This window comes from Streptomyces sp. NPDC000983 (genome assembly GCF_040299205.1).
GTDB lineage: Bacteria > Actinomycetota > Actinomycetes > Streptomycetales > Streptomycetaceae > Streptomyces.
The window spans coordinates 92,174-109,897 of sequence record NZ_JBEPBM010000016.1 but is presented as its reverse complement, the minus strand read 5'-3'; the positions used below and the strand labels follow the sequence as shown (position 1 = coordinate 109,897).

General features: G+C 73.5%; 18 protein-coding genes. 11 read left to right on the top strand and 7 right to left on the bottom strand.

Going from position 1 to position 17,724, the window contains the following annotated elements; translation table 11 throughout:
* Nucleotides 1-66 precede the first annotated feature (66 nt).
* Nucleotides 67-441: a fic family toxin-antitoxin system, toxin component gene (locus tag ABT296_RS20135; RefSeq protein WP_351929115.1), complete on the bottom strand. Its 375-nt coding sequence runs from the start codon at nucleotides 439-441 to the stop codon at nucleotides 67-69.
* Between the two features lie 4 nt (nucleotides 442-445).
* A complete protein-coding gene (locus tag ABT296_RS20130) occupies nucleotides 446-673 on the bottom strand; it encodes a toxin-antitoxin system HicB family antitoxin (RefSeq protein ID WP_351929113.1) in 228 nt (75 codons plus the stop codon).
* A gap of 157 nt (nucleotides 674-830) precedes the next feature.
* On the opposite strand from ABT296_RS20130, the gene ABT296_RS20125 reads away from it, so the two are divergent.
* From ABT296_RS20125 to mug, 8 genes are all read left to right on the top strand, one after another.
* Entirely contained in the window at nucleotides 831-1,625 is a 795-nt protein-coding gene (locus ABT296_RS20125) for an ABC transporter ATP-binding protein (RefSeq protein ID WP_453172720.1), read from the top strand.
* A gap of 4 nt (nucleotides 1,626-1,629) precedes the next feature.
* The gene (locus ABT296_RS20120; protein ID WP_351929111.1) at nucleotides 1,630-4,197 is read left to right on the top strand and encodes an ABC transporter permease; all 2,568 of its coding nucleotides are present in this window, start codon (nucleotides 1,630-1,632) and stop codon (nucleotides 4,195-4,197) included.
* 89 nt (nucleotides 4,198-4,286) lie between these two features.
* Nucleotides 4,287-4,712, top strand: a complete 426-nt coding sequence (locus tag ABT296_RS20115) for a GNAT family N-acetyltransferase (protein ID WP_351929109.1) — start codon at nucleotides 4,287-4,289, stop codon at nucleotides 4,710-4,712.
* Between the two features lie 150 nt (nucleotides 4,713-4,862).
* Complete coding sequence (locus ABT296_RS20110) at nucleotides 4,863-6,218, top strand: hemolysin family protein (protein ID WP_351929107.1); 1,356 nt, start codon at nucleotides 4,863-4,865, stop codon at nucleotides 6,216-6,218.
* Nucleotides 6,215-7,228, top strand: coding sequence for a hemolysin family protein (locus ABT296_RS20105; protein WP_351929105.1), 1,014 nt, complete (start codon nucleotides 6,215-6,217; stop codon nucleotides 7,226-7,228). The genes ABT296_RS20110 and ABT296_RS20105 overlap by 4 nt, the downstream gene beginning before the upstream one ends.
* A gap of 81 nt (nucleotides 7,229-7,309) precedes the next feature.
* Entirely contained in the window at nucleotides 7,310-8,092 is a 783-nt protein-coding gene (locus ABT296_RS20100) for an SGNH/GDSL hydrolase family protein (RefSeq protein WP_351929103.1), read from the top strand.
* Nucleotides 8,093-8,164: 72 nt separating this feature from the next.
* Entirely contained in the window at nucleotides 8,165-9,607 is a 1,443-nt protein-coding gene (gene purB / locus ABT296_RS20095; RefSeq protein WP_351929101.1) for an adenylosuccinate lyase, read from the top strand.
* Nucleotides 9,604-10,155, top strand: a complete 552-nt coding sequence (gene mug, locus ABT296_RS20090; protein WP_351929235.1) for a G/U mismatch-specific DNA glycosylase — start codon at nucleotides 9,604-9,606, stop codon at nucleotides 10,153-10,155. The genes purB and mug overlap by 4 nt, the downstream gene beginning before the upstream one ends.
* Here mug and ABT296_RS20085 read toward each other — a convergent pair.
* The 3 genes from ABT296_RS20085 to ABT296_RS20075 are packed head-to-tail and all read right to left on the bottom strand — an operon-like array spanning nucleotide 10,133 to nucleotide 12,268.
* Nucleotides 10,133-10,552 (bottom strand): hypothetical protein, encoded by a 420-nt coding sequence (locus ABT296_RS20085; protein WP_351929099.1) that lies wholly within the window; start codon nucleotides 10,550-10,552, stop codon nucleotides 10,133-10,135. The genes mug and ABT296_RS20085 overlap by 23 nt on opposite strands.
* Before the next feature lie 56 nt (nucleotides 10,553-10,608).
* On the bottom strand, nucleotides 10,609-11,331 hold the full coding sequence (locus tag ABT296_RS20080) for an ABC transporter permease (RefSeq protein ID WP_351929098.1): 723 nt from the start codon (nucleotides 11,329-11,331) through the stop codon (nucleotides 10,609-10,611).
* Nucleotide 11,332: 1 nt separating this feature from the next.
* Entirely contained in the window at nucleotides 11,333-12,268 is a 936-nt protein-coding gene (locus ABT296_RS20075) for an ABC transporter ATP-binding protein (RefSeq protein WP_351929096.1), read from the bottom strand.
* Nucleotides 12,269-12,376: 108 nt separating this feature from the next.
* On the opposite strand from ABT296_RS20075, the gene ABT296_RS20070 reads away from it, so the two are divergent.
* From ABT296_RS20070 to ABT296_RS20060, 3 genes are all read left to right on the top strand, one after another.
* Nucleotides 12,377-13,531, top strand: a complete 1,155-nt coding sequence (locus ABT296_RS20070) for a sensor histidine kinase (RefSeq protein WP_351929094.1) — start codon at nucleotides 12,377-12,379, stop codon at nucleotides 13,529-13,531.
* Between the two features lie 14 nt (nucleotides 13,532-13,545).
* Complete coding sequence (locus ABT296_RS20065; protein WP_351929092.1) at nucleotides 13,546-14,208, top strand: response regulator transcription factor; 663 nt, start codon at nucleotides 13,546-13,548, stop codon at nucleotides 14,206-14,208.
* A 127-nt stretch (nucleotides 14,209-14,335) separates the two neighbouring features.
* Entirely contained in the window at nucleotides 14,336-15,493 is a 1,158-nt protein-coding gene (locus ABT296_RS20060; protein WP_351929090.1) for an ROK family transcriptional regulator, read from the top strand.
* A gap of 213 nt (nucleotides 15,494-15,706) precedes the next feature.
* On the opposite strand, the gene ABT296_RS20055 is transcribed toward ABT296_RS20060, so the two are convergent.
* Entirely contained in the window at nucleotides 15,707-16,474 is a 768-nt protein-coding gene (locus ABT296_RS20055) for a GntR family transcriptional regulator (RefSeq protein ID WP_351929088.1), read from the bottom strand.
* Between the two features lie 238 nt (nucleotides 16,475-16,712).
* Nucleotides 16,713-17,597, bottom strand: coding sequence for an RNA polymerase sigma-70 factor (locus tag ABT296_RS20050; RefSeq protein ID WP_351929086.1), 885 nt, complete (start codon nucleotides 17,595-17,597; stop codon nucleotides 16,713-16,715).
* Nucleotides 17,598-17,724 lie beyond the last annotated feature (127 nt).

The following is a 17,724-nucleotide window of genomic DNA, read 5'->3' as shown; positions in this document are numbered from 1 at the left end:
GGCCACCGGCCCAAGCCCAAGCCCTGGCACCGGCACCGGCACCGGCACCGGCACCGGCGGGGAGCCTCACTCGCACCAGCGGCGCAGCTCCCGTGCGATGTCCTCGACCGTCGCCTCGCCGCTCTTGGCCAGCCGGGCCAGGTCGCGGACCTGTTCCGGCGAGGTGTGGACCTTCAGGCCGCTCGCGGCGAGGTAGGCGTAGGCCACCGCCGAGGCGAACAGGGCGTTGGAGCGCTCCAACGCCGGTACGTGGATGAGCAGTTGGAGCAGTGCGGCGGCCCGGTCGGGCGGGGTCTCGTAGACGGGGACGTCGAATATCTCGGCGTCGTGGCGGGCCACCGCGGCGATCAGCGCGCCCCAGTCGGTGACCTGCGGGTCACCCGGGGTGTGCCGTTCGGCGAGCATGAGCAGCCAGGCGAGGTCGATCCTGAGACGGCTCAACGGTTCAGCGACTGCCTTCGCGCTCCGCGCCGAACTCCTCGGCGAACACGGTCTCGTACTGCTTCATGAAGTCGGCCGCGGCCTCCACGAAGGTGTGGCCGACCTCGCCGGTGTCCTGCCGGACCAGTTCCTCGATGTAGCGGTTGACGCTCATACCGCGTTCCAGGGCGCGTTCGCGGGCCGCGCGGGCGGTTCCCTCGTCCACGCGCACGTTCAGCTGGGTCTTCGCCATACCTCGAAGCTAGCGCCGGGACGCTAGCAGGGGCAAGGGTCTCCTTCCTGGGGTGGAGACCGACTCGGCCCACAGGGGGATGTCGGGTGTGCGCCGGATCACACTAGGCTCGGCCCCGGCGTGGAAGTCGCGTTGTTCCAGGACCGAGGAGGCCGCCTTGTCCAGCCCCGCTCCGCTGCACGACCCGGCCGACGCAGTGGCGGCCCGGGCCCGCGCCCTGACCAAGGCGTACGGCTCGGGCGAGACCGCCGTGCTGGCCCTGGACTCGGTGGACGTGGACATCGCGCGCGGCCGCTTCACCGCGGTCATGGGACCGTCGGGTTCGGGGAAGTCCACGCTGATGCACTGTCTGGCCGGCCTCGACAGCGTCTCGGCCGGTCAGGTGTGGCTCGGCGACACCGAGATCACGGGCCTGAAGGACCGCGAGCTGACGCGGCTGCGCCGGGACCGGATCGGGTTCATGTTCCAGTCGTTCAACCTCATCCCGACCCTGAACGCCGCCGAGAACATCACCCTGCCCATGGACATCGCGGGCAAGAAGCCCGACGAGAAGTGGCTGGACCAGGTCATCGACACCCTCGGCCTCCGGGACCGCCTCAAGCACCGGCCGACGCAGCTCTCCGGCGGGCAGCAGCAGCGCGTCGCCTGCGCCCGCGCGCTGGCCTCCCGGCCCGAGCTGATCTTCGCCGACGAGCCCACGGGCAACCTCGACTCCCGGGCCGGGCTCGAAGTGCTGGGCTTCCTGCGCGACGCCGTGGACCAGCTCGGGCAGACGGTGGTCATGGTCACCCACGACCCGGGCGCGGCCGCCCACTCCGACCTGGTGCTCTTCCTCGGGGACGGGCGGATCGTCGACGAGATGGCCCGGCCCACGGCGGACGCGGTGCTGGAGCGCATGAAGCGGTTCGACGTGATCCGGGGCGGCGCCGCCGCCGCGCCCGAGGAGGACTGACCCGGTGCTCAAGGCGACCCTGCGCAGTTTCCTCGCCCACAAGGGACGGCTGCTGCTCTCCGCCCTGGCGGTGCTCCTGTCCGTCGCGTTCGTCGCGGGCAGCCTGATCTTCTCCGACACCGTCAGCCGCACCTTCGACCGGCTCTTCGCCTCGACGGCCGCCGATGTCACAGTCAGCCCCAGGGAGAACCTCGACGAGGCCCTGCCCTCCGGGTTCACCCCCACCCTGCCGGCCTCGCTGGCGGAGCGCGCGGCCCGGGTGCCGGGCGCCGAGGCCGCCCGGGCCGACGTGGACGTGGAGGGCATCACCGTCGTCGACCGGGACAACGAGTCCGTCGGGCCGACCACCGGCGCCCCCACCATGGGCACCGACTGGAACCCCACCGAACGCAGCCCCGTGGAGCTGACCTCGGGGCACGCCCCCGAGGGCCCCGGCCAGGTGATGATCGACGCGGACACCGCCGACAGCAAGGACGTGGAGATCGGCGACCCGCTCACCGTGATCGCCGCGCCCGGCTCCTTCGACGTCGAGGTAGTCGGCATCGCGACCTTCACCACCACCAACCCCGGCGCCGCGCTGGTCTTCTTCGACACCGCGACAGCGCAGACCAAGCTGCTGGGCGATCCGGACGCCGCGACCGCCATCACCGTCGACGCCGCCGAGGGCGTGAGCGACGCGCAGCTCAAGCAGCGGGTGGCGGCCGCGCTGGGCGCCGACGCCTACGACTTCCGTACGGCCGACGAGCAGGCCGAGTCGGACGTGGAACAGCTCGGCGGGTTCCTCGACGTCATCAAGTACGTGATGCTCGGCTTCGCCGGGGTCGCCGTGCTGGTCGGGGTGTTCCTGATCGTCAACACCTTCTCGATGCTGATCGCCCAGCGCACCCGTGAGCTGGGCCTGCTGCGCGCGCTCGGCGCCGACCGGCGCCAGGTGCGGCGCTCGGTGCTGCTGGAGGCGCTGCTGCTCGGACTGGTGGGCTCCTCGCTGGGCCTGGCCGGCGGCATCGGGCTGGCCGTGGCGCTGATCGAGCTGATGGGCCTGCTCGGCATGAACATCCGCTCCGCCGACATGGTGATCGGCTGGGCGACCCCGGTGTCGGCGTACGCCGTCGGCCTCGGTGTGACCTTCGTGGCGGCGTATCTGCCGGCCCGGCGGGCCGCGACGGTCTCCCCGATGGCGGCGCTCTCCGATGCCGAGATCGCCGGGGTGGGGCGGCCGCTCAAGGTGCGCGCCGCGGTCGGCGCGGTGGTCGGCGCCCTGGGCGCGGCGGCACTCGTGGGGTGCGCCACCTCCACGTCGACCTCGTCGTCGGCCTCGCTGCTGGGGCTCGGTGTGGTCCTGACCCTCGTGGCGACCGTGATCGCGGGGCCGCTCCTGGTCCGGCCGGTGATCCGGGTGCTGGGCGGGGCGTTCCCGGCCCTGTTCGGCCCGGTCGGGCGGATGAGCCAGCGCAACGCCCTGCGCAACCCGCGCCGGACGGGGGCCACCGCCGCCGCGCTGATGGTGGGGCTCGCGCTGGTCGGCGGGATGTCGGTGGCGAGCGCCTCGATGACCAAGTCCTTCGACGAGCAGATCGACCAGACCCTCGGCGCGGACTTCGTCGTGCAGAACACCAACTTCGTGCCCTTCCCCAGGGAGATCACCGAGAGGATCCGCGCCACCGAGGGCGTCGGCCTGGTGGTGCGCTCGCAGCTCACCACGATCGCGGCCGGGCTGCCCGACGGCGAGCGGGTCGAGACGACCGCCGCGGGGTACGGCGAGCGCCTCGACGACGTCGCCAACATCACGTACGCGCAGGGCGACACGGCGGCCGCGCTGGCCCCGGACCGCATGGCGATGGACCGGGACTTCGCGCGCGAGCACGGGGTGCGGGTGGGCAGCACGGTCGCGGTCGAGTTCCGGGGCGGGCGCACGGCCGAGCTGACGGTCGGGGCGCTGACCGACCAGGAGTCCGCCGACGGGTTCGGCACCCAGGGCGGCATGTACTTCGGACTGGAGACGCTGGAGCGGTACGCGCCGGGCGGCCAGGAGTCGGCCGTGTACGTGAACGCGGCCGCCGGCACGGACGCCGACGAGCTGCGGGCGGACCTGGAGCGGACCCTGGAGCCGTATCCCCAGGTGCAGGTCAGGGATCTGGCCGACTACAAGGAGCTGGTGCGCGACCAGATCGCCGTGCTGCTGTACCTGGTGTACGCGCTGCTCGGGCTCGCGATCGTCATCGCGGTGCTCGGGGTGGTGAACACCCTGGCCCTGTCGGTGGTGGAGCGCACCCGGGAGATCGGGCTGCTGCGGGCCATCGGGCTGTCCCGGGTCCAGTTGCGGCGGATGATCCGGCTGGAGTCGGTGGTGATCGCCGTGTTCGGCGCGGTGCTGGGCCTGGCGCTCGGGCTGGTGTGGGGGGTGTGCACCCAGCAGGTGCTGGCCCTCCAGGGCATGACGGCGCTGGCGATCCCGTGGGGCACGCTCGTCGCGGTGGTGATCGGGTCGGCGGTGGTGGGCATCGTCGCGGCACTGCTGCCCGCGCTGCGCGCGTCGCGGATGAACGTGCTGGCGGCGATCGCCCACGACTGACGTCTCCCCGCGGCGCCCTTGCCGTTACCGTGCCGTCCGCATGCCGGAATTCCGGGTCCGCGCCCAGGCGCCCGTGGTCTGATCGCGCCATGACCGAGCTGCGCATACGGGCCGCCGGGCCCCAGGACCTCGACCTCGTACTGGCGTTCTGGAAGACCGCCGCCGAGGGCACGAGCATCAGCGACGACCGGGACGGGGTGGAGCGACTGGTCGCCCGGGACCCCGAGGCGCTGATCCTGGCCGAGCTGGACGGTGAGCTGGTCGGCACGGTGATCGCGGGCTTCGACGGCTGGCGCTGCCATCTGTACCGGCTCGCGGTGCGCCCGGACCGCCGCCGCAGGGGTGTGGCCACGGCCCTGCTCGCCGCCGCCGACGAGCGGTTCGTACGGCTGGGCGGCCGACGCGCGGACGCCATGGTGCTCCAGCGCAACGAGCGGGCGCACCACACCTGGCGCGCGGCGGGCTACACCCCGCAGGACGCGTGGCTGCGCTGGGTGAAGCCCCTCACCGACTGACCCACTTTGCCCCTCCTTTACCATGGGTGGATCACTCTCGGTCCTGTCACGAAAGGTGTGTGAGCGTCCGCCCATGGGCGAGCCTCCCAGTCCGCGACATCGCGCGTTCCCCGTCATCCCGTCCGATCATGGGACGGAGGTGACCCGATGATGACCGAAGTGCTCCTGCTGCTGGTGGCGGTCCTGCTGTCACTGGCCTGCGGCGCGTTCGTCGCCGCCGAGTTCTCCCTCACCACCGTCGAGCGCGGCGAGCTGGAGCAGGCCGCCGCACGGGGTGAGCGCGGCGCCTCCGGGGCCCTGAAGGCCGTACGGAACCTGACCTTCCAGCTCTCCGGCGCGCAGCTCGGCATCACCGTCACCAACCTGGTGGTGGGCATGCTCGCCGAGCCGTCCATCGCCGCGCTGCTCGCCGGTCCGCTCGAATCGATGGGGATCTCCGGGTCCACGGCGCGCACCGTCGCGCTGGTGATCGGTACCGGGCTGTCCACGGTGGTCCTGATGGTCGTCGGTGAGCTGGTGCCCAAGAACTGGGCGATCTCCTCTCCGCTGGCCGTGGCCAAGCACGTGGGCAACGCGCAGCGCTGGTTCAGCGCCGCGTTCCGCCCGTTCATCACCCATCTGAACAACACCGCCAACCGGATCGTCCGCCGCTTCGGTGTGGAGCCCGCGGAGGAGCTGGCCTCGGCCCGCGGGCCCCAGGAGCTGGCGGCCCTCGCCCGGCACTCCGCCAAGGAGGGCGCGCTGGAGGCGGACACCGCCGAGCTGTTCGTGCGGACCCTGAACCTGGCGGACCTCACCGCGGAGAACGTGATGACGCCGCGCGTGCAGGTGATCGCCCTGGAGGCGTCGGCGACCTGCGAGGATGTGGCCAACGCCACCCGCGCGACGGGGCTGTCCCGCTTCCCGGTCTACCGGGGCAACCTGGACACGGTGGTGGGCACCGCGCACATCAAGGACGTCCTCGCCGTCCCCGCCGGGCGCCGTCCGAAGGTCCCGGTCGCGGAGCTGATGCGCGAGCCGCTGCTGGTCCCCGAGACCCTCACCGTCGACCGGCTGCTGGACCGGCTCTCCGGAAGGCGCACCATGGCCGTCGTGATCGACGAGTACGGCGGTACGGCGGGCGTGGCCACGCTGGAGGACATCGTGGAGGAGGTGGTCGGCGAGGTCCGCGACGAGCACGATCCGCACGAGACGCCCGACATCGCCCCCGCAGGCAGCGACGAGACCGGCCGGGTGCTGTACTCCGCCGACGGTTCGGCCCGGGTGGACCGCCTCGCGCGGGTGGGCCTGCGGGCACCGGAGGGGCCGTACGAGACGCTGGCCGGGCTGGTGGCGACGGACCTCGGGCGGATCCCCGAGGTCGGGGACTCGGTGCGGGTCGCCGGCTGGGTCCTGGACGTCACGGACGCCTCGGGGCACCGGGCGGCACGCGTGCTGATGCGCGCGCCCCTGGGCGACGCTTCCGAGGCGGAAGCGGGTCGCGACGGCAAGGAGGAGAAGCTGTGACCGCGGTCCAACTGCTGATCGGTCTGGCGACCCTCGTCGTCAACGCCTTCTTCGTGGGCGCCGAGTTCGCGCTGATCTCGGTGCGCCGCAGCCAGATCGAGCCCTACGCCGAGCAGGGCGACCGGCGCGCGAAGAGCGTGCTGTGGGGGCTGGAGCACGTGTCGGCGCTGATGGCCGCCGCCCAGCTCGGCATCACGCTGTGCACCCTGGTCCTCGGTGTCGTCGCGGAACCGGCGATCGAGCACCTGCTGGAGCCGGTGTTCCACGCGCTGGGTGTGCCGGAGGGCGCGGGGCACCTGGTGTCGTTCGTGATCGCGCTGACGGTGGCGACGTATCTGCACATGCTGCTCGGCGAGATGGTGCCGAAGAACATCGCGCTGGCGGAGCCGGTGCGCAGCGCGCTGCTGCTCGGGCCGCCCCTGGTGACCCTGTCCCGGGCGCTGCGCCCGGTGATCTTCACCATCAACGCCTTCGCCAACGCGCTGCTGCGGCTGCTGCGCGTGGAGACCAAGGACGAGGTCACCGCGACCTTCTCGGACGCGGAGCTGGCCCGTCTGGTGCGTGACTCCGGCGAGGCGGGCCTGATCGACGAGCGGGCCCGGGAACGGCTGCACGACGCGCTGGAGCTGGGCCGCCGCCCGGTGCGTGACGTGGTGCTGCCGCTGGAGCGGGTGGTCTACGCGCGCGTGGGCGTCACCCCGCAGGAGCTGGAGGGCCTGGCGGCGGACTCCGGGTTCTCCCGCTTCCCGGTGGTGGACGAGGGCCGGCGGATCGTCGGCTACCTCCATGTGAAGGACGCCCTGGACGCCCCCGCGCGGGATCAGCGGTTCCGGGTGCAGGACATGCGGCCCATCGCGCGGGTGCGGGAGAGCACGCCGATGGACGACGTGCTCACCGCGATGCGGGGCAGCCGCACCCACCTGGCGGCGGTGCTCGGGGACGACGGGCGGCTGTCGGGCCTGGTGACCATGGAGGACGTGCTGCGGGAGCTGTTCGGCCAGCGGGCGTGAGCGGCCCGGCCCGGAGGGGAACGATCTCCTCCGGGCCGACCGACCGACGGGTATGCCGCTCGGGATACGATATGCCTCGCCATGCGAACGAACGTCGAACACACCAGCCTGGTCGCCGTCGGCGACTCCTTCACCGAAGGCATGTCGGATCTCCTCCCGGACGGTTCCTACCGGGGCTGGGCCGATCTCCTCGCGACCCGGATGGCCGCCCGGACGCCCGGCTTCCGGTACGCCAACCTCGCGGTCCGGGGCAAGCTCATCGCCCAGATCGTCGAGGAGCAGGTCGAGGTGGCCGCCGCCATGCGCCCCGACGTGATCACGCTGGTCGGCGGCCTCAACGACACCCTGCGCCCCAAGTGCGACATGGTCCGCGTCCGCGCCCTGCTGGAGGAGGCCGTCGAGCGCCTCGCACCGGCCTGCGGGCAGCTGGTCCTGATGCGCAGCCCCGGCCGCCAGGGCCCGGTGCTGGACCGGTTCCGGCCGCGCATGGAGGAGCTGTTCGACTGCGTCGACCGGCTGGCCGCGCGGCACGGCGCCCTCGTCGTCGACCTGTACGGCGCCCCTTCCCTCGGCGACCCGCGCATCTGGGACGTGGACCGGCTGCACCTCTCCCCCGAGGGCCACCGCAGGGTCGCCGAGGCGGTGTGGCAGGCCCTCGGCTACGAGCCGGAGGACGCCGAGTGGCGCACTCCGCTCCCGGCCTCCCTGCCGCCCGGCTGGGTCGACCGGCGCGTCGCGGACGTCCGCTTCGCCCGGCAGCACCTGCTGCCGTGGATAGGCCGCCGCCTGACCGGCCGCTCCTCGGGCGACAACCTCCCGGCCAAGCGCCCCGACCTCCTCCCCTTCGAGGACCCGGCCGTCTGACCTGCGCCTGTACCTTCCTCCAAACCCCCCGGTGGCGCCGACCTGCACGAACCGCCAGTAGAATCCGTACACGTGACTTCTGCGCCCGCCAAGCCCCGCATCCCGAACGTCCTCGCCGGACGCTACGCCTCCACCGAGCTCGCCACGCTCTGGTCGCCCGAGCAGAAGGTGAAGCTGGAGCGTCAGCTCTGGCTCGCCGTGCTGCGGGCCCAGAAGGACCTCGGGATCGAGGTGCCCGAGCAGGCCCTCGCCGACTACGAGCGAGTCCTTGACCAGGTCGACCTGGCCTCCATCGCGGAGCGCGAGAAGGTCACGCGGCACGACGTGAAGGCGCGGATCGAGGAGTTCAACGACCTCGCCGGGCACGAGCACGTCCACAAGGGCATGACCTCCCGTGACCTGACGGAGAACGTCGAGCAGCTCCAGATCCGGCTGTCGCTGGAGCTGATGCGCGACCGTACGGTGGCGGTGCTGGCGCGTCTGGGCAGGCTCGCGGGCGAGTACGGCGAGCTGGTCATGGCCGGCCGTTCGCACAACGTGGCCGCGCAGGCCACCACCCTCGGCAAGCGGTTCGCCACCGCCGCCGACGAGCTGCTCGTGGCCTACGGCCGGGTCGAGGAACTGCTCGGCCGCTACCCGCTGCGCGGCATCAAGGGCCCGGTCGGCACCGCGCAGGACATGCTCGACCTGCTCGGCGGCGACGCCGGCAAGCTCGCCGAGCTGGAGGACCGGATCGCCGGGCACCTCGGCTTCTCGCAGGCCTTCACCTCGGTCGGCCAGGTCTACCCGCGCTCCCTCGACTACGAGGTCGTCACCGCGCTGGTGCAGCTGGCGGGGGCGCCGTCCTCACTGGCCAAGACGATCCGGCTGATGGCCGGGCACGAGCTGGTCACCGAGGGCTTCAAGCCCGGCCAGGTCGGCTCCTCGGCGATGCCGCACAAGATGAACACCCGCTCCTGCGAGCGCGTCAACGGCCTGATGGTCATCCTGCGGGGATACGCCTCGATGACCGGCGAGCTGGCCGGCGACCAGTGGAACGAGGGCGACGTGTCCTGCTCGGTGGTCCGCCGGGTCGCCCTGCCGGACGCCTTCTTCGCCCTGGACGGCCTGCTGGAGACCTTCCTGACGGTGCTCGACGAGTTCGGCGCGTTCCCCGCCGTCGTCGCCCGTGAACTCGACCGCTACCTTCCGTTCCTGGCCACCACCAAGGTCCTGATGGGCGCCGTGCGGGCGGGTGTCGGCCGCGAGGTCGCGCACGAGGCGATCAAGGAGAACGCGGTCGCCTCCGCGCTGGCCATGCGCGAGCAGGGCGCCGAGCGCAACGAACTGCTCGACAAGCTCGCCGCGGACGAGCGGATCCCGCTGGACCGTGCGCAGCTCGACGCGCTGATGGCCGACAAGCTGTCCTTCACCGGTGCCGCCGCCGCCCAGGTCGCCACGGTCGTGGGCCGCATCGAGGAGATCGTGAAGCAGCGCCCCGAGGCCGCCGGCTACACGCCGGGAGCGATCCTCTGACGCGCTTCACCGCCGCGGAGCTGGAGGCCGCCCGCGACCGTCCCGTACCGGACGTGGTCGCGGGCGGCCTCCGCGTGCTGTTCTGCGGCATCAACCCGGGGCTGATGACGGCGGCGACGGGCCACCACTTCGCCCGCCCCGGCAACCGCTTCTGGCCGGTCCTGCACCTGTCCGGGTTCACCCCCCGGCAGCTCGAGCCCGCCGAGCAGGCCGAACTGCTGTCCTACGGGCTGGGCATCACCAATGTGGTGGCACGGGCGACGGCCCGGGCGGACGAGCTGAGCACGGAGGAGTACCGCGAGGGCGGACGGCTGCTGGCGGCCAAGGTGGGCCGGCTGAAGCCGGACTGGCTGGCGGTGGTGGGGGTGACGGCGTACCGGGCGGCCTTCGGCGACCGGAAGGCGCAGGTGGGTCCGCAGGAGCGGATGTTCGGGGGGACCCGGGTGTGGGTGCTGCCCAACCCGAGCGGCCTCAACGCGCACTGGACGGCGCAGACCATGGCACAGGAGTACGCCCGGCTGCGGGTCAGGGCGGATCGGTCGTCGTGACCACGACGAGCACCTGGAGCGGTGTGTCGCCGTCCGCGTCGACGACCGTCAGGGTCAGCCGGCGGTCGTCCGGGCGGGGCCAGGTGCGCAGTTCGGTCGCCAGGGCGCCGAGCAGCGCCCACGGCTCGGGTATGTGCTCGCCGCGCGCGAGGCGCTCGACGAGCGTCGTGGTGCCCCAGCGTGACGGCTCGCCCCAGCGGTCCGTCAGCCGCTCGGCCAGGGCCGCCTCGTAGGCGTAGCAGTCCTCCGCGCTCGGCCAGTCGCTCGGCCCCAACACGGCGCGGTGGTAACCGGGCGGGTCGGTGACCGCGTCCGCCCCGAGCGACCCGCCGTGCGCCTCGGGGAGGTCCCGGGCACAGAGCCGGTCGATCAGGGCGAGGTCGCTCGCGATGTCCATGGGATCCAGTAAAGCGGCCGCCACTGACATCGGGCCGGGCGCCGGCCGGCCTTGCGTCAGGCGTCCCTGCGGCGGACGCTCCACGCCCCCGCGGTGAGCGCCGCGGCCGTCCACAGCGCGGTCACCGCGAGCCCGGACCACGGGCCGAGCGTGCCGTCGTGGTGCTCCTGGATCGCCAGCAGACCCGCCCGGTCGGGCAGGAACTCGGTGACGCCCCCGGCCGCGTCGCCGATGACGAACGAGACGACCAGCACGAAGGGGATCAGCAGGGAGAGCGTGGCCACGCCGCTGCGCAGCACGGCCGTCAGCCCGGCCGCGAACAGCGCCATCAGCGTGAGGTAGAGCGCGGCGCCGACGATGCCGCGCGCCTGCTCGCCCGCGCCGAGCCCGTCGGCCGCGTCGCCGAGTCCGGCGCGTCCGGCGGCGAAGGCGGCGCACGCGGTGAGCAGTCCCCCGGCCAGGGCCGGCCCGGCGACCGCGGTCGTCTTGGCCGCGAACCACTGTCCACGGCGCGGGACCGCCGACAGCGACAGCCCGAGCGCGCCACCGCGGTACTCGGCGGAGACGGCCAGGGCGCCGAAGGAGATGGCCGCGATCTGGCCCGGCAGGATGCCCGACAGGGCCGTGGCCAGCGGGTCGAGCCCCGGCTCGGCGGTGTCGGCGCCCGCCAGCGCGGAGAAGGCCGTGGTGACGGCGACGAGGGCCAGGAGCGCCCCGTACAGGGAGCGCAGCGTGCGGATCTTCAGCCACTCGGCGTGCAGGGCGGGTGCGAACCCCATGTCAGACCTCCTGGGCGTGCGGGGCGGACGGGCGGGCGGCGAACTCGGTGTCCGCGGCGGTCAGATCGAGGTAGGCCTGCTCCAGGGTGGCCTCCTCGGCGGCGAGTTCGAGCAGGGGGATGCCCTCGGCGGCGGCGAGGCGTCCGATGTCGTCCACGCGCGCGTGGTGCACCGTCCAGTGCCCGTCGGGGTGTTCCTCCGCGGTGTGGCCGTGCCGGGCGAGCAGTCCGCCGAGGGCCGCCGGGTCGGTGGTACGGACGCGGACGCGGGGCCGTACGCGCGCGTGGATGAAGTCGCGGGTCGGGGTGTCGGCCAGCAGGCGTCCCCGGCCGAGGACCACGAGGTGGTCGGCGAAGGCGGCGGTCTCGTGCATGAGATGGCTGGAGACCAGGACCGTGCGGCCCTCGGCGGCCAGTGCGCGCAGCAGCCCGCGGATCCAGATGATGCCTTCGGGGTCCAGGCCGTTGGCGGGCTCGTCGAGCAGGACGACCTCGGGGTCGCCGAGGAGGGCGGCGGCGATGCCGAGCCGCTGGCGCATGCCCAGCGAGTACGTGCGCACCCGGCGGCCCGCGACCGACGCCAGTCCGGTCTCCTCCAGCAGGCTCTCCACCCGGGTGCGCGGGATGCGGTGGGTGGCGGCGAGGACCCGGAGGTGGTCGCGGCCGGTGCGGGAGCCGTGCGCGGCACGGGCGTCGAGCAGGGCGCCCACCCGGCGCAGGGGTTCGTCGAGGCCGGCGTAGGGGCGGCCGCCGACGGTGGCGGTGCCGCAGGTCGGCCGGTCCAGACCGAGGACGAGCCGCATCGTGGTGGACTTCCCGGCGCCGTTCGGGCCGAGGAAGCCGGTGACCCGGCCGGGGAGGACGCTGAAGGTGAGCCGGTCCACCGCCTTGCGGGTGCCGTACTCCTTGGTGAGGTCTCGGACTTCGATGCTGGTCATGCGCTCAGCGTCGCCGTCCGCACGGGTTCGGGGCCTCCCCCGGGCGGGGAGTCGCTCTCCCCCGTGCGGGGGAGGCCCGTTGTCGGTGGCGGCTGGCACGATGACGCCATGACCCGCCTGTTCCGCCCGCTGCTGAAGGGGATCACCTACACGCGCATGCTGCATCTGTGGGTGCCCATGCTCGTCGTCAGCGTGTGGATGTTCATCGACCCGTCGACCCCCTGGGTGCCGGCGCTCGTGCTCGTCCCGGTCGGCCTGATCCCGGCCGTCCGGACCGGCGAGGGCGTGCAGGCGCGGCTGCTGCTGATGCCCGGCGCCGAGGACCCGTTCGTCTCGGTGCATCCGTCGGCCACCTGGCGGGACCGGCTGCGCACGGTGCTCTGGCTCCAGACGCGGATGGCCCTGGGCGCGGCCACCGTCTTCGCAACCGTGTGGCTGCTCGTGCTCGCGTTCGAGCTGGCGCGGATCTCGGCGGGCCGCGTCCCGGACGACGTCCCCGTGCTGCGGGACGCGTCGGCGCACTGGTCGTACGCCTTCCTGGTCCCCGTGCCGCTCCTCGTGCTGTACGGCGTGGTGGTCGGGCTCGGGGAGCTGGTCACCGCCGCCGCGCGCGGGCTGCTCGGCCCGTCCGCCGCCGAGCGGATGGCGGCGCTGGAGGAGCGCACCGAGCAGCTCCTGGAGCGCAACCGCATCGCCCGTGAACTGCACGACTCCATCGGGCACGCCCTGACCGTCGCCGTCGTGCAGGCCGGTGCCGCGCGCACGGCGGGCGATCCGGCGTTCACGGACCGCGCGCTGGAGGCCATCGAGGAGACCGGGCGGGCCGCGCTGGCGGAGCTGGACCGGGTGCTCGGGGTGCTGCGGGAGTCGGAGCGGCCGGTGAGCGGCAGACCCACGCTGGTGGACGCCGACCGGCTGCTGGAGTCGGCGCGCGCGGCCGGGGCGAAGGTGGACGCCGAGTTCTCCGGGCCCCTCGACACGGTTCCCGGGCCGGTGTCGCGGGAGGGCTACCGCATCCTCCAGGAGGCGCTGACCAATGTGCTGCGGCACGCGGCCGGCATGCCCGCGGGCGTGCGGGTCGCCGTCACCGGGCGGGTCCTCGTGCTGGAGGTGCGCAACGCGCTGGACGGCGGGGCGTCCGGCTCCGGGCGGGGCAGCGGGCTGCGCGGCATCCGGGAGCGGGCCGCGCTGCTCGGCGGGCGGGCCCGGACCGGAGCCGCCGGCGGTGAATGGCAGGTGCACGTCGAGCTGCCGCTGCGTTGATCTACGCTGGCCGGATGCCGGTCACCGTTCTCCTCGTCGACGACGAGCCCCTCGTCCGCGCGGGCCTGCGGGCCGTGCTGGACGCCCAGCCGGACATCGAGGTCGTCGGCGAGGCGGCCGACGGGGCGGCGGTGATCCCGCTGGTCCGCTCGCTGCGGCCGGACGTGGTCGCGATGGACGTACGGATGCCGCTGCTGGACGGCATCGAGGCCACGCGTGCGGTGCTGCGGACGGTGGACTCCCCGCCGAAGATCCTGGTCGTGACGACCTTCGAGAACGACGAGTACGTCTACGAGGCGCTGCGGGCCGGGGCCGACGGCTTCCTGCTGAAGCGGGCCCGTCCGGCCGAGATCGTGCACGCGGTGCGGCTGGTCGCGGAGGGCGAGTCGCTGCTGTTCCCGGCGTCGGTACGGCAGTTGGCGGCCGATCACGGCGCCGTCGGCGGGAATCCCGCGGCGCGCGCGGCGCTGGAGGGGGCCCGGCTGACGGAGCGGGAGGCGGAGGTGCTGCGGCTGATGACGCGCGGGCTGTCCAACGCCGAGATCGCCGCGCGGCTGGTCGTGGGCACGGAGACGGTGAAGTCGCATGTGAGCGCGCTGCTGGCCAAACTGGGCGCCCGGGACCGCACGCAGGCGGTGATCACGGCGTACGAGTCGGGATTCGTGGCACCGGGCTGAGCGCGTGGCACGGGGCGGGGCCGGGGCCGGACGGCGGGAACCGCTCGGCGGGTCCCCCGCCACTCGCCGGGGCCCACGGGGCCGAGTACGATCCGGCCAACACGCGCACGAGCTGGGAGGACGGACGGTGGGGCGGCTGACCGGCGGGGATCCCTCGCTGCTGCGAAGGATCAATTCCGCTGTGGTGCTGCACGCGCTGCGGGCCACGGACAACGCGACGCTGACCGAGATCACCCGGGTGACCGGACTGTCCCGGCCGACCGTCGAAGGGGTCGTGGAGGACCTCATCGCGGCGGGCTACGTCGTGGAGAAGGCCGCCGACGACGGCGGAGCGCGCCGCCAGGGCCGGCCCGCCCGGCGGTTCAGATTCCGGGCCGAGGCGGGACATCTGCTGGGCCTGGACATCGGTCCGCACCGGGTCGCCGCGCTCCTGGCCGACCTCGACGGCAAGGTGCTAGGCGCCGTCGCCAAGGACGTCGAGGAGACGGCCACCGCCGACGAGCGGCTGGAACGGGTGCGCACCGCGGTGGCGGAGCTGCTGCGCCGGGCCGGGGTGGCGCGCGGCTCGCTGCGCGCGGTGGGGGCCGCCACGCCCGGGATCGTCGAGGCGGACGGCACCGTGCGGCTCAGCACCGCCCTGCCGCAGTGGTCGGGGCTGCCGCTCGGGGAACGGCTGAGCCGGTCCTTCAAGTGTCCGGTGCTGGTCGAGAACGACGCCAACGCCGCGGCCGTGGCGGAGCATTGGAAGGGCGCGGCGACCGACTCCGACGACATCGTGTTCGTGCTCGCCGGGCTCAGCCCGGGCGCCGGGTCGCTGATCGGGGGGAAGCTGCACCGGGGGTTCGGGGGCGCGGCGGGCGAGATCGGCGCGCTGCACCTGCTGGGCCGGGGGGTGACGCCGGAGACGCTGCTGTCCACCACGGACGAACCGCTGCACCCGCTCGACGAACAGGCGGTGGCGCAGGTGTTCGCCGAGGCGCGCGAGGGCGACCTGCGGGCCCGGGCGGCCGTGGACCGGTTCATCCAGCGGCTCGTGCACGACGTGGCGGCCCTGGTCCTCGCCCTCGACCCGGAACTGGTCGTGGTGGGCGGCTGGGCGGCCGGTCTGGACGGCGTACTGGAGCCGCTGCGCCGGGAGTTGGCGCGGTACTGCCTGCGGCCGCCGAAGGTGACGCTGTCCCTCCTGGGCGAGGCTGCGGCGGCAACGGGTGCGGTACGGCTGGCCCTTGACCATGTGGAGGCGGAACTGTTCGCGGTGGAAGGGTCGGTGACCGCGCGCGGGTGACGGGGTCCGGGCCCGCCCTGACGGGCCGGCGCCGGTCGGGGCGCGCGGTTGCCCCCGGATCGCGGCATCGGTCGGGGGCCCCGGGGTTGACCCCGGACCCCGGCCTCGGTCGGGGCAAGAGCCGACGCCGGACCCCGGCCCCAGGCAGGCGTGGGGCCTCGCACGACGCGCGCCCCGGAGGTTCTCCGGGGCGCGGTGGTCGGGGAGGCGGGCTCAGGAGGCCCGGCGCTCCGCGTCGGGGTCCGGGTGGATCTCCACGCCGCCCGAGTCGCCGAAGGTGAGCCGGCAGGTGTCCGCCCGGTAGGTGGCCACCGAGAGCGCCGCGGTACGGCCCTCGCAGAAGTAGCGGGTGGTGACGACGAGGACGGGCGCGCCGGGCAGCCGGTCCAACTGCCGGGCGTCGTCCGCGCGGGCCGACCCGAGCTCGACGGCGCTGTCCCTGCCCTCCAGCTCCAGCCGCTGGAGTTCGCGCAGCACCGCACGCGCGCGTGCCGGTCCGGCGGGCGCGTCGATGGCGGTGAGGTCGGGCACCGAGGCCCCGGGTACGTACAGCAGTTCGGCGGCGACGGGCTGGCCGTGCGTCACCCGGGAGCGGCGCACCAGGTGCACCGGCTGCTCCGCGCCGGTCTCCAGAGCCGCGGCGACGGCGGCCGGCGGCACCTCCAGGGCGCTGTCCGCGGGCTGCCAGTCGTCCCCGGCCGCCCCCGGCCAGCTGTGCTGCTCGGCGTCCACCGCGACCCCCACGCGCGGCGGCGCCACCGTAGTGCCGACTCCGCGTCGGCGCTGCAGCCTGCCTTCCAGTTCGAGCTGTTCCAGAGCCTGGCGCAGGGTGGCCCGCGCCACCCCGAACCGGGCCGCGAGTTCCCGCTCGTTGGGCAGGATCTCGCCCACCGAGAACTCCGAGTCGAGCGCCTCGCTGAGCACGGTCCTGAGATGCCAGTATTTCGGTTCCGGCACCGATTCCAGTTGCGTGGTCCCCACCCTGTCCTCCGCAATCACCGTGGTCCGGCGGCGTTTTAACGCCTTTGTTTATTAAAGGTTGTTGCACTTCTCTGCGACCATAGGGCGGCCCTCACCCTTGGTCAATACCAATCCTCGATCCCCTGCGGGCGGCGCGCGGCACCTGCCGCAGAGCGTTCACGGGGCGTTCGCACAAGGCGGTTTTCGTGACGCGGCGGCAAAGTCCCCGCCGTGGAACGAGGGCTTCCGGGGGCGGTGTTCAGCCGAGATTCAGGGACCGCAGTTTGTCGGGATTCCGGATGACGTAGATCGACTGGATACCGCCGTTCAGGATCTCCAACTGGAAAACGCTGTCGGGTTTTCCGTCGGAGAGGGCCAGCAGGGCGGGGCCGCCGTTGAGCTCCAGGAAACGGAACGACACCGCGGGTACGCCCTTGAGGGCCGCGCCGACCAGGAAGCGGCCCACCCGCTCCGCGCTCTCCACGACCCGCAGCGGCGCGCTGGACTTGCCGCCGCTGTCGCCGACCAGGCGCACGTCGGGCGCGAGCAGCGACAGCAGCCCCTCCAGGTCGCCCTCGGAGGCGGCGGCGAGGAACCGTTCGGTCAGGTCACGGCGTTCGACGGGGTCCACGTCGTAGCGCGGCCGCCGCTCGTCGACGTGCCGGCGGGCCCGTCCGGCCAGCTGGCGGACGGCCGGTTCGCCCCGGTCGAGCATGGTGGCGATGTCGCCGTAGGGATAGCCGAAGGCCTCCCTGAGCACGAACACCGCGCGCTCCAGCGGTGACAGCGACTCCAGGACGACGAGGACGGCCAGCGAGACGGTGTCGGCGAGCACCGCCCGTTCGGCGGTGTCCTCGACGGTGTCGCCGAACTCGGTGACGTACGGCTCGGGCAGCCAGGGGCCGACGTAGGCCTCGTTGCGGGCCTTGACCTGACGCAGCCTGTCGATGGCCAGGCGGGTCGTGACGCGGACCAGGAAACCCCGCGGGTCGCGCACACCCGCGCGGTCCGCTCCGGTCCAGCGCAGCCACGCCTCCTGGACGACGTCCTCCGCGTCGGCGACGCGCCCGAGCATGCGGTACGCGACCTCCAACAGGACGGGGCGGTGCTCTTCGAAGACGTCGGTCACGGTGTCGGTGCTCACCGTTCCATCCCAGCCGACGGCCCCGCCCGTGTCCAGGCGAGGCGTCGCAGGCGCAAAGAACCAGGCGCGAATCGTGCGCTGCCGCACCGCCCTCCGGGCGCGTGGCGGAGGGACGGCCGACGGGACT